The organism is Leuconostoc sp. JNUCC 76 (assembly GCF_053667755.1).
This window is the reverse complement of the sequence record NZ_CM132206.1, coordinates 1,020,687-1,033,261: the sequence shown is the minus strand read 5'-3', so window position 1 is coordinate 1,033,261 and position 12,575 is coordinate 1,020,687. Positions and strand designations below refer to the sequence as shown.

The 12,575-nt window shown below is 34.7% G+C and carries 12 protein-coding genes; 1 reads left to right on the top strand and 11 read right to left on the bottom strand.

Annotated features, from left to right (window positions below; genetic code table 11):
* Window positions 1-52 precede the first annotated feature (52 nt).
* Window positions 53-622, top strand: coding sequence for an RBBP9/YdeN family alpha/beta hydrolase (locus tag JNUCC76_RS05125; protein WP_454156363.1), 570 nt, complete (start codon window positions 53-55; stop codon window positions 620-622).
* A gap of 102 nt (window positions 623-724) precedes the next feature.
* Here the strand turns inward: JNUCC76_RS05125 and JNUCC76_RS05120 are convergent, their stop codons facing one another.
* From JNUCC76_RS05120 to JNUCC76_RS05070, 11 genes are all read right to left on the bottom strand, one after another.
* The gene (locus tag JNUCC76_RS05120; protein WP_454156361.1) at window positions 725-1,099 is read right to left on the bottom strand and encodes an MFS transporter permease; all 375 of its coding nucleotides are present in this window, start codon (window positions 1,097-1,099) and stop codon (window positions 725-727) included.
* Between the two features lie 5 nt (window positions 1,100-1,104).
* Window positions 1,105-1,332, bottom strand: coding sequence for a TcpD family membrane protein (locus JNUCC76_RS05115; protein WP_454156360.1), 228 nt, complete (start codon window positions 1,330-1,332; stop codon window positions 1,105-1,107).
* Between the two features lie 12 nt (window positions 1,333-1,344).
* Window positions 1,345-2,292, bottom strand: a complete 948-nt coding sequence (locus JNUCC76_RS05110) for a conjugal transfer protein (RefSeq protein WP_454156358.1) — start codon at window positions 2,290-2,292, stop codon at window positions 1,345-1,347.
* A gap of 80 nt (window positions 2,293-2,372) precedes the next feature.
* Entirely contained in the window at window positions 2,373-3,554 is a 1,182-nt protein-coding gene (locus JNUCC76_RS05105; RefSeq protein WP_454156357.1) for a multidrug effflux MFS transporter, read from the bottom strand.
* A 179-nt stretch (window positions 3,555-3,733) separates the two neighbouring features.
* The gene (gene uasX, locus JNUCC76_RS05100; RefSeq protein ID WP_454156356.1) at window positions 3,734-4,618 is read right to left on the bottom strand and encodes a serine-rich aggregation substance UasX; all 885 of its coding nucleotides are present in this window, start codon (window positions 4,616-4,618) and stop codon (window positions 3,734-3,736) included.
* Window positions 4,619-4,708: 90 nt separating this feature from the next.
* On the bottom strand, window positions 4,709-6,502 hold the full coding sequence (locus tag JNUCC76_RS05095) for a KxYKxGKxW signal peptide domain-containing protein (RefSeq protein WP_454156355.1): 1,794 nt from the start codon (window positions 6,500-6,502) through the stop codon (window positions 4,709-4,711).
* Between the two features lie 45 nt (window positions 6,503-6,547).
* On the bottom strand, window positions 6,548-6,760 hold the full coding sequence (locus JNUCC76_RS05090) for a hypothetical protein (protein WP_454156354.1): 213 nt from the start codon (window positions 6,758-6,760) through the stop codon (window positions 6,548-6,550).
* Between the two features lie 126 nt (window positions 6,761-6,886).
* Window positions 6,887-8,920 (bottom strand): KUP/HAK/KT family potassium transporter, encoded by a 2,034-nt coding sequence (locus JNUCC76_RS05085; protein ID WP_454156352.1) that lies wholly within the window; start codon window positions 8,918-8,920, stop codon window positions 6,887-6,889.
* A gap of 268 nt (window positions 8,921-9,188) precedes the next feature.
* Window positions 9,189-9,971 carry a hypothetical protein gene (locus JNUCC76_RS05080; RefSeq protein ID WP_454156350.1) on the bottom strand — a complete coding sequence of 261 codons (783 nt, stop codon included), beginning with the start codon at window positions 9,969-9,971 and terminating at the stop codon, window positions 9,189-9,191.
* Window positions 9,972-10,209: 238 nt separating this feature from the next.
* The gene (locus tag JNUCC76_RS05075) at window positions 10,210-11,127 is read right to left on the bottom strand and encodes a hypothetical protein (RefSeq protein WP_454156349.1); all 918 of its coding nucleotides are present in this window, start codon (window positions 11,125-11,127) and stop codon (window positions 10,210-10,212) included.
* The gene (locus JNUCC76_RS05070; RefSeq protein ID WP_454156347.1) at window positions 11,127-12,545 is read right to left on the bottom strand and encodes an AAA family ATPase; all 1,419 of its coding nucleotides are present in this window, start codon (window positions 12,543-12,545) and stop codon (window positions 11,127-11,129) included. The genes JNUCC76_RS05075 and JNUCC76_RS05070 overlap by 1 nt, the downstream gene beginning before the upstream one ends.
* Window positions 12,546-12,575: the final 30 nt, after the last annotated feature.

Sequence of the window (12,575 nt, the reverse complement as noted above, 5' to 3'; positions counted from 1 at the left end):
CAATATTTTTAGAATTATATTTTAAGTTGAAACAATTATTCGGAGAACAAAAATGAAACAATCAGAAAACAAAATTTACTTAATTCACGGCTACACTGCAACTCCTGAAGACAGTTGGTTCCCATGGCTTAACAAAAAATCACAGCAAAGTCTTTCCATTCCAATTGAAATTATAAAAATGCCTAACTCAGACAATCCTAAAGTGAATGAATGGGACAACAAAGTAAACGAAATTATTGACACATCAACTAATATTACAATTATTGGTCATAGTCTAGGCTGTATTGAAGCACTTAGATTTGTTTCACAGCACGATGTATCAAATGTTAATTTAATTTTAGTTTCTGGATTTGATGAAACCACCAACACATTGCCACAATTGCATGAATTTACTGATTTTCATCTTGCCATGGATAGTATTTTACCAAAGATAAAGAAAGCAGTTGTGATCTCGGCGATTGATGATGATATTGTCCCTACTCATTATTCCCAAACATTAGCTGAGCATCTAAATTGCAAATTCGTTCTTTTACCAAGTGGAAAGCATTTTATTGATCGAGATAATGTCTTTGAGTTACCAAGTGTTTATGAGGAATTACAAAATATGTTGTCTCAGAATTAAAAATTTTCTGACTAGTTATCTGCTGGAACTGCCCCAACACTGCCCTATTTTTAATTGGCGATAACATGATTAAAGCATGTGTGAAAACATGCTTTTTTTATACTATAAAAATTGATACCGTTGGTTATTACTGTTCAAATGTTTATCCTGATACAACTGTTTCTTTTGAAACCAATAACGCCAATAATGTGTTAAGGCATATTTAAGCGTTGTCTCAAATGGTAAATCATCAACTTTGAGTAGCTTGTCTAATTGATAAACACCGACTAAGGTACCAACCAATAAAGCAAACCCCCATGTTAAAGCCCCATTATTCACAGCATAAAGTTTGAACACAAAAATAATCACGGCATCGATCACTGTTGTGATTGCCAAAACACCAGCAATTCGCGTATCAATAAAGACTGGTAACTTGAAATCGCCATAAATCGTTTTGAACTTTGCCGAATTAGTATAAACTCGTCTGTAATTGTACATACACCTTAGCCCCCTAGCCCTTGAATATAATTCAAAATTGTATTCATCAAACCAGAAAAGGCATTTAATGTATTGGCTGGTCCGTTAATGAAGAAATACATTAAAGCACCAATTAAAATTGTAACCCACATTGCTTTAGTTTCACTTTTACCGTAATGACCGATTGCACGACCACCTGCGATAATCACAACCGCACCAAGCAACACAGGCTTCAACGCGTTATAAATATCCATAATAAATCCTTTCTATGCTTGTACAAATTTAGTGACAAAATAGGTTGATGATTGCTTTTTCAAATCTAACCTAATTGTCTGTACTTGCATAATGTTTGTACCATGAACTTGAACCGTCATTGTCGCTGTCACAACTGGCTTATCACTTGTGCCTGTTACTTTGATACTACTATCATCTAACGTCACAAGGTCAACAGCCCCATTTAACCCCGCAGGGTCGGACATTAACATTGACATATCTTTAGTTGAAGATGATACATATTTTTGTGCAAATTGTTTGGTAAACTTAACGACTTTTGCCGTGACTTCACTATCGTTAATTGTCTTACCAGTTTTATCAAATCTTGCAGTCCCTACGTGCCCGACACTATCAATCGCGTTAGCAACATAAGGCAAACCAATCACGGTTAGTTTTTCATTTTCCTGTGCATACGGTACATTAACCGTCATATCACTTTGTTTGCCGTCCGCTTCAACCACTAAGCTATACTGTGCTGTTTTGACACTATCCACAGTGAAGATGCCATTTAATTTAGCACTATCTAACTTCATTTTGGAAGTGCCAACGTTGTTAGGTAATGTGATATTACTTGCCAAATATTTGCTTAATTGTTGGGAACGACTATCAGCGTTATTATCTGATGACGAATAATACAGTGTCAAAAAATTGGCAAGATATTGTCCGACAACAGGGTTGTAACTGGTTGTGCCAGCACTTGCCTTATCCAATTTTTTGCTTAAAGTTGTGACCGTTGCACGCAATGTTTTATTCTTTTGAGCGATCGCATTGGCAAGTACCAATATATAACTAAAGTAAATAAAAAGCCCTATTAAAAATAATAGAACTATCTTACGTACCTTACCTAAATTCATTGTATGAGCTTTCGGTATTTTTACTGCTTTTTCCTTTTGCTTTTTTTCATACTCAAAATTCACTTTGAGTTTTGGGAGACCACGCATTTCACACCCCCTTTCAATAATTTTTAGCAAAATAAAAATCAATCATAGAATATGATTGATCCTTGAAGTTTAATAATTAATCAGACATTTTTAAAACTACGTTTATTGACAAAAATTAGAATAGATAAGCCAATTGCCAATGTCAAAGTATATGTTGGAAAAACTAGAATATTTCCATTATGAATGACACTCATGATAAAGGTCAAAATACCGATCATACAATAATACATAAGACCAAAAATGCCACTAGCAATCCCAATAACTTCTTCATAAGCATATAAAGAAGTTTTTAGAATAACCGGTAGTGCAATATTGATACCTAAGAATATACCAAAGATTGCGATGTAAATCATAAAAATATTGGCACTAGTAAAGGCCCAAATTGAAAAAATTGAGCAGGCAACAGCAATACAGATTCCGGATCGAATAACATTGAAACTGTTAGTCTTCACAGCTAATTTATTGACAACATAAGCACCTGTAATCGTTCCTAGAGCAATTAAAATACCTGTATTGCCATAAGCGCTGGTACTAAGTTTTAAATTATTAATAAAAATAAATGGTGCTTCAGAATAAAAGTTAAATAATATCGCATTGAAAACTGCAATGGCAAAAGCATTCAACAGAACAAATTTGTCTTTTAGTAACCTGAACGCAACGGTTATTAATGCTTTAAGCGAATAATCAACTTTCATCAAGTTAGTTTCAGGTAGCTTAACGGAAGTGAGTATCAATAATATTATGGCCAATACTATTAGAAACAAAAATACGCTCATGTAATGAAAATGAGTGACTAGTTGCGCGCCAATAATCGGCCCAATAGCCGGTGCAATAGAGATAACTGCGCCGACAGTCGCAAAAATTTTGGTAGCTTTTGAACCTGAGTAACTTTCACGCATGATTGCTTGTGTGATAACAGATCCTACACTAGCGCCAAAAGCTTGAATAAAACGACTCATCATAATTAAGTAAAAGCTATTAGAATACAGTAAGGAGATATTGCCCAATAGGTATATCAAAATTCCCATTAGCATGATTGGCTTTCTGCCGTATTTATCAGATAGTATACCCCAAATCAATACGCCTAGAGCGAATCCAATAAAATAAATACTTACAGTCAATTGAATATTAGAATCAGTAACTTTCAATGTTTTGCTTAGTGTGGGCAATATTGGTGTAAATATTGACTCGCTTATTTGCGGAAAACCAATTAATAAGCAAAGTAATGCTACGGATAGTTTAAATTTTTTTCGGGTGTCCATTTTTTAACCTCTTAGTTTATTTATTCTTTAAATGAACACCCTTATTTGACTACAGCCTCTAATGCAATAAAAATAACGTAAGGCATTTTTATTACTCCTCCAATTTTTAAGGTATTGAAAAAATCAATATAGTATTAATGTCCTAGTATTATAACATATCCGTCACAACTGATTAAGAATCACAAATACTTACGCTTGTAAATCAAACCACCCAAAGCAACTAAGCCAGACATTGCCAATGCTAAGATGCCATTACCACCCATAGATGACTTTTTTATTGCATCTGTTAAGGGCAATGCTTTAGCTACGGCGTCATCAAGTTTTTGCTTTGCTTCAACAACTGGTGCTTTTGTCGCATCTTTGTCATTAGCAGTTAATGCCTGATTATAGGCTTCAATTGCACGAGCAACGCTAGGTACACTAGCAACTTGTGTTGGCACATCAACAACGTTGCCTGAATTATCAGGTGTTACTTCAACTGGTTTAACATGATTAACTTCGCCTTGATTGTTTGTATCAGGCGTTGTTGTTAGTGGAACGATGTTATTATCGCTTGATGACCCATTGCCACCAGTCGTTGAGTTATCCGTACCGCCACCATTTGATGAAGAACCATTGTTATCTGATGAAGAACTTGAACCACCATTATCAGATGATGAACTACCACCGTTGTCACTTGATGAACTTGAACCGCCATTATCAGATGATGAAGAACTACCACCATTATCAACGGTTGTACCGTCATCGGTTGATGAAGAACCGCTACCATTGTCACTTGATGAAGAACTACCACCGTTATCTACTGTGGTGCCGTCATCGGTTGATGAGCCACCATTGTCAACGGTCGTTCCGTCATCTACGGTTGAACTGGCATCACTCACAACATCAGTCGTAGCACTTAATACAACTGCCTTAACTTGTGGTAACGCCTTAGTCGTTGCTTGTACTGATTGTGCTGTACTAGTATCAGATGTTGTTGGTACAGTATCAGCACTAACTGCTTGATGACCTAATGCCAAAGCCCCCAGCACAGTTCCTGCGATTAAAAGTTGTTTTTTCAACATAAATATTGTCTCCTAACAATTTTATTGATTGGGCTTCACACCCCATTTGGCTATATTCTGTGATAACGTCACGACCAGCAGTTAATCTAATTAGTTTTGTTTCTTAAACTTTTTGCTCATTGCACCAAGTAAACCTAGACTAGCAATACTTGCCATAATGCCTAATACTGCACCGCTACCTTGCTCTTTAGCATTAGTATGTGGCAAAATACTTGCCGTTTCCACTGCCTTTGGTGTGGCAGGTGTTTCTAGTGTGACAGGAGCAGGAATAGATGTCTTTTCAACTTTTGGTGTCTTCTTGATATTGTAATAATGCACAGCAACTTTTTGTTGCGTTGGCTTATCAGCAGTAGGCATATCCGCTACCGTTACATTATGAACCGTTGCCGTTAGTGCAACTGGTGCTGTTGGCTCTGACTCATATTCTGGCAATGCTGGTGTCACATTTGTGTTCTTAATTTGAACAGTGACTTGACCATGTGTGTCCCATACCCAATTATCATCAACTGTCAAAAACTCAATTGATGAACTTGTTTCATTTGGTGCCAATGTAAATGTCTTGTTAATAGCTGTTGTGCTGTTAATCGTTTTAGTAAACGTCGTATTACCGTCATGATAAACAGAGAACAATTCATTGCCGTCCAAATTATAAACATGGAAGTTAATGTCTTGATTAGCAGCTTGGTTTGGATAATAATTCGTGTAAGTGTATGAATATAGTTCAATTGATGAAATAGTAACCGTCTCCGAACCATCGCCATTAGAAACCACAGTCCAATTGATTTTTCCTGTCAAAACACCATGACCAATGATATTAACACCGTCATTCATATCGTGTTCAAGTGTAAATTCGCCTGTGGTTTGGTCAACACTAGCTGTCATAAATGTTTTGTATTGCCCACTGTCAGCATCTGTTTGTGTTGTCGCACTCATCGTGATTTGTGCATTAACTGCTTTTTCAAATTCAGCAACTGCTTCATCATAAGCTGCCTTTTTATCAGCATTTGCCTTATCAACGGCTACTTTTTGTGCCTCATAGTCAGCAACCTGCTTTTGATATTCGGCTGTCAAATTCGTTAGTGTAGCTGTGTCAGCATCTTGTGTTGCCACACCGTCCGTAACGGCTTTCTTATACAAATCAATGTTATAAGCCATTGCATCTAATAAATCTTGACCCTCAAGCCCAGTCAATGACTTGTATTCTGGTGAAGTCTCTGAAACCCCAACACTTACATCAATACCTGCTTGCTTAGCGATATCAATGGCAGTATTTAAATCAGTTGTAGACTTATCTAAATCAGCTTGACCTTGTGTGGTCGCTGTTTGTTGGTCTGTTGTGGCTGTTTGATACGCTTGATCGTTTGCCTGTTGTGTTGCCGTAGCATCTTTAACGGCTTGGTCTTGCTTATTCAAATCAGATAGCACTTCATCTGTTTTTGATGAAGCATTGTCATCATTGATTGTGACATCAGTTGTCGCACCAGTTGTCACATCAACACCAGCATCAGATGCAACTTTGGCATCATCTTTTACTGTATCTTGTGCCTTATCGATTGCATCTGATGCTTGGTCTTGCGTGAAACTTGTACCAGAAGTGGTTGGCACTGTGCTTTTTTCAGCAGTTGATGAAGCAGTAGCAGTTGTTGCATCAGCATCAGTGGTCTCCGTATCTGTTGTTGTATCGGCAGATGAAGCTGTTAATTGAACTTGACTGTCATCTTGTGTCGTATCAGTTGTTTTAACAGCTTGTGCATCAGACGTTGAAACAGTATCAGCACTGACTTGTGTGGTGTTAGCACTCACAGCAACACCAGCAACCGCAACGGCACCAATTACCCACAGTTTACCTGACTTGTACAACTTATATGTTTTTGAATTTTGCATAATTTTTAAATAAAAAAGAGCTATTTTTAGCTCTTATCCTTTCTCTCAAATATTCTTTTGTAATTGATTGATTAAATGTAAACCTCTAAAGGTTCTTTGAACAATAATAAATAAAAAGGTCAAAACACTACCAATTATCATAGCGACATGTAGCGATTGACCCGAACTCATAAAGAGTAAAAATATAGGGAACATAGACCCAACATAGACAAGCCAGACCCCAAATATAAAGCTAAAATAAATCATTTTCTGTGCCATTGTAACAACCAAAAAAGACCGATTATTTAATTAGCCTTTAACCTTTCTACTAAATTTTGAGGTTACTGACGCTTGAATGTGTCAGCATTGTTCACTAAATCAAATTATTAGAATTAAATTCTACTATCATTCAGGTTTAACTACATTTTTAATTTCGTTCTGAATAAGTTTAATCTTACTCTTGCTTGAATTCTTAATAAATAATGGTACAGTTTCTTCTAATACATCACTTGACTCTAAGCCATAGAAACTACTTGGTTTAACAGTATGTGATTGTAACCATAAACGACCAGAAATAATTAAGCGATCCCAAGAGTGTATATCAGGTAAATTGAGTAAATCTTCATAGTTTTGACTCGCCATAATATACTTAAATTCTCCAACAGTCCCTCGCTTATTAAGCGTATATTTAGGAAACTGTGGTTTTATAATATTTTGCTTAACAAGATTATTGGCAATTTGCTTCATGTACACGTTAACCTGTGGTTCAACTTTAAATCCAACATTCAGTGTAACATGCACGATATTGTTAGTACCCAACATATCCACTGAATAGCTTTTTTCATACGGATCGTTTGATGAGCGTATGGTAACAAACCAGTAGGTTTCAGCTTTTTTAGGTTTTGATCCTAGAATAGAGTATATGACGTATCTTTTTAGCATGTAGTTTTGATGAATATTTACAATATAAACTAGATTTGAAGAGAAAATCGGTTCTTCACTATCTTTCGATAAATTGATTAGTTGTTTTCTGTAATCTTTTAATGAGAGATAATCATTTTGTTGAGATATTGCCTCACGACGTTTGTTTCCGTAGTACCAGATCATCATAATACTTAATACAGCTATCATTATAATCAAAGTGGCATACCCACCGTGTAGGAATTTACCAAGACTTGCAATCAAAAATACGGCTTCAATCATTCCGAATATTACCACAAACATTCCAGCCATAAACTTATTTTTCATTGTTTGTTTAATGAATTGGTATAGTAACAGCGTTGTCATCAGCATTGTGATTGTAATAGAAAGTCCATAAGCAGCTTCCATATTGTGAGAGGTCTGGAATGTCCATACAATGATTAAACCTATAACACAAAGTAACCAGTTAACGGTGCCAATGTACATTTGCCCTCTTGCATCACTTGGGTAAAAAGTCCGCAGACGGGGAATGACCTTTAAATTAATTGCCTCACTGACTAAAGTGTACGCCCCAGAAATAAGAGCTTGAGAAGCAATGATTGCTGCTAAAGCAGCCATTACCACACCAAAAATCCGCCACCCACTGGGTAGAATCTCAAAAAATGGATTAGACGATTGCCTTAATAAATTTTCTTGGTTAGTATGAGACATAATCCAGGCGCCCTGTCCCATATAATTCAGAATTAGCATGCTATAAACAAAAATCCAACTAACATAAATGTTATGCTTTCCAACATGACCCATGTCAGAATATAAAGCTTCAGCACCAGTAGTAGCCAAAAAAACGCTGCCTAAAATAAAAATTCCAGTCTTATTCTCAGGACTAAATAAAACAGCAATGGCGTATGTTGGTGACAAAGCTTTAAGGATTGTCAGGTCACTAAAGATGTTAATTAGACCAAAAAAACCAATAAACAAGAACCAAATAAGCATCACAGGACCAAAAATCTTTCCAATTTTTTTCGTACCAGCTTTTTGGAATGTGAAGACAATTAATAGAATAACAGTTACTACAAACAAAACTATGGTTTGATTATTTGGAAAAATAAAATCGCCTATCCCTTGCCCTTTCAAGCCCTCTATAGCTGTAGTAACTGTAACTGCTGGAGTCAATGTTCCGTCAGCCAATAAGGCTGCCCCACCAATTAAAGCTGGTAATAATAGCCATTTTTTATTAGGTTTTTTAACTCTGCTGTATAGAGCAAAAATACCACCCTCACCATGATTATCAGCTTGCAAAGCTATGATAACGTACTTAATAGTAGTAATTAACATTAAAGTCCAAAATACTAATGAAACAGAACCAATAACAAAAGTGTCAAGATTATGGGCGCTTTTTGCACTATTTAAGATAGAATTCATTGTATATAGTGGCGAAGTTCCAATATCACCGAACACTATACCTATGGCAATTAAAGCACCAGCCGAAGACCACTTTGACTGATTTTCTTTTAACATTTCGATAACTTCCAATACTGTTTATTTTTAACTTAAACAGTATTATTGCACAATAAAAAAAATATTGCACCACTTTTCTATTATTAAATTAATTAATACAAGTTAACTTGTTACCAAAAGAATTTCAAATTTCTTTCAGAGTAAAACACTCATAAGTCCTACTCGATTAAAAACCTTGCTGACAATGAGAGCAAAGATAGAATAATTCACTTATACCCATCTATTTATACAAATTTAAATATACAATTTGTTCTATATAAATATGCTATTAACTTTTTTCTTTGTCAGATTGATTAGTACTTGTCTTGTTTTGATTTGATACTGGTTTTTCTGATCCCTTTTCATCAAGTGCAACTAACGTATCAGCATACACCGTCCAATCAGTGGCATCATTACCAGCAAATGCAAACTTCAAACCTTGTGGCACTAACTTGTCCCCTGGCTTCAAACCAGCTTGCAAGCGTTCACTTTCTGCTGGGTCAACCAAAATACGGACAATGTTATCATCATTGCCAACATCGCCTGATTTGCTTTGTTGGATAAAGTTGAACTGATAATTTGAGATGATTGGCTCATCGTAATCATCACGAGCAACTTCGCCACGATTATCGGTTTTGTAATTAGGTGTAACCCTAAACAAAACTAAATCATGATTATCAAACGCATCAGCACTACGCACACGCCCATGTGGTGTTTTGTCTTTACCTGATACGAATACAGCATCATATTCTTCTTCTGGTAAGGTATCTGTTTTAGCATCAGACATAGGTAACAAAGTTCCTGTCTTAGTAGCAACACGAGCGCCACTTCTTTGGTTACTGCGAGCAGTACCAGCAATAATTTTTGCATCGATCAGTTTTAGTGGTGTACCAAAAGCCATGCTAAAATCAAAACCAGCCTGTGGTGTAACGTTTTCAGTATTCAATGTGTTATTCACATTCAACATCGCTACTGCCACATCAGCATTGGCACCAACTAAATTGCGCCCAGCAAATGTGAGCTTTCCGATACTTTTCCCTTGTAGTGATAAACTACCAAATTTATTAACCATAATGTGAATTTCCTACTTTCTTTATAAAAAAAGCAAACAGAACTTTGTATGTTCCATTTGCTACAATTTTAATAATTTCATTTTGAAACATAGACTAAATTGAGCTTATATTTCGTTTTATATTGTGTGCTGTAGAAAGAATAACCTTTGTGTTTTTCTTTACTTTTAAAACAAATATGCTTTGTTTTGGAACCACTACCTTTGCTGAATATACATTTCATCATCAATCAAACAATGATTAAGATATCATTTTTAAAACGTATGGTTTTAATAGTGGATCACAGTCAGATATATCTTGCCAATCATTGATAACTTCATCATTATTTTTATCTTTGCTTAAAGAATAAGATAATGATGTTTCGTTAACTATTCCGTTCTTTTTTTCCGAATTCCTAACTGCACCTAAAAAATATCGTAAAAAGCTCATGGCATATTTACCGCGAACATAACTTAGTTTATCAGTATTTTCAATATTTCTTTGAGTGTCCAACATTGTTTCTTTTATTAGTTTTTGCTTATTGACATCGCACCGAACAACAAAAGACTCGAGTAATTCCGCAAGTGAATGTTCAATTGGGTGGATTACCAGATTATCAAAATTAAAAAAAAGTTGGAAGTCAAATTTTTTAATTATTGGATTCAGACCCAACTGTAGACAAGTATCTAAAAAAATGCCAATACGTATCATTTCCTTATTAAATATTTGTAAACAATCATCAAATTTCTTTAACAATTTTTCTCTATATTTCCTTGTTATTGAAGTATGGTAATCTATTAATTTAGCAAAGGCATTCACCGATACATAATAACTTTCCACCGAATTAACAGATGTTACAAAACAATATTTGTTCTCCCATTTTTGACTAGGTAACTCATTATCAAGGAAAAAAAGCATGTTAATAATTTGCTCTTCTTTGTCGATCATATAGTCAATTAGACGGATTAAATTCTTTCTGCCATTTGCATTTACCGGTTGCAGTAATTTTTTTGTTATCAGATTATTATTTCGAATGTGATATCCATAATATTGATAATCTTTTCCTTCGACAACAACTGCTATCGAATCATCGTTTATAATATCTTGTACTTTTGTCCATAACGTAGTGACATTGTTTGTTTTGTTTAACATGTCTTCGACATAATTATCAGGATGCATTAATTTTGAACCTCAATTTTATTTTTCATATATACGGCATTATTTCGTATGTTGATATCAGAAAATATAAAAGGAGAATGAGTAATAGCTACAAGATATTTAAGTGAATGCGCTCTTCGCATGCTAGGAATTAGTTTTTCTTGCCATTTTATAGATAATGAGAGTTCAGGTTCGTCGAAAAATATATACAAATTCTCTGAATCGTGCAGGAAAATTCTGGCAAAGAGTGACACTACCTGTTTCTCACCAGACGAAAGGTTAGATAATTCTACATTTTTTTCTGTCTTTTTGAGTTTTAAAGTTATTTCGAGTGCTGCTGGATCATAAGAAAAATACTTATCCTCTAAGAATTTATTTACTTCCTCTGTAAATGAGAGGATACGTTTTTCTAATTCCTCACTTTGTTTATAAGTATCAAGTAATAATAGAACAAAATTTTTTAAGAGTTTAAAGTTCTTGTCTTCCTGGTCTCTTTTTAACTGAAGTTTAATTTTTTCTTTCAATGATTCATCAATACGATTGCCTAATCTTTGCAACACGATATTCAATTTTTTAATGTCAACAGAGGTAGATTTATTTTCTATTTTATCAGGACTGGTGTACTGAGAAAGAATCTTGACATTGAGTTCATTGAAAGCCTCAAGAGACTGTTTTCTTATTTTGGAAAGCAATAAATCTATTCTGGCCTGTACATCTCCCATACCGAATTTAACGATTTCATTATCTGACCCTATTAACTTCTCAATTTCCCTATCAATATCACTACCTTCAAATCCTTCTGATTGAATCGACATTTGATGCAAATCATCAGAAAGGCGGCGATAAGTTGGAAAATAAAGAAATTCGATATCATTCATATTACTGTCAAGAAATTTGACAAAGCGACTAAGTTCACTACTTTCAGGTGTACGAGTCAAATTGAAATTTTCACGTACACGTTCTACTTCCCTCAGAATTATATGAAGAGGAGGATTGGATAAATTAGCTTTACGGGCTTCTTCGATTATGTCGTCGAAATCTCGTTCCCGTTTTTTCTTATCTATAATGTTATTGAATTCGTGCAAATCAAATTTCATATATAGCAAATTTAACTTAGATTGAATAATTTGCCTTAATTTGAATAATGAACTGTTGGGTCTATAATTATTGATGTTTTTATATTCATTAATGTACTCTTCAATAGCAGTTTTTGAAAGTGAAAAGTGATTATTTCCAGAAAAGAGAATGTCTATTGTAGAAAATTCAATATTTTTTAGATGTTCAAAGTCTTTTTTTAAAGTGTAAAACAAAATTCTCATTATAGAAGTTTTTCCTAAACCATTTTCTCCTACAAATATAGTAAAGTCTTTTTTAAATGTCGAATGAAAATCTCTGTATCCATATAATCCATCGATTCCAAATTCTTTAATATATTTCACGTTTATCTCCTCAATATTGTCTTAGGCTAA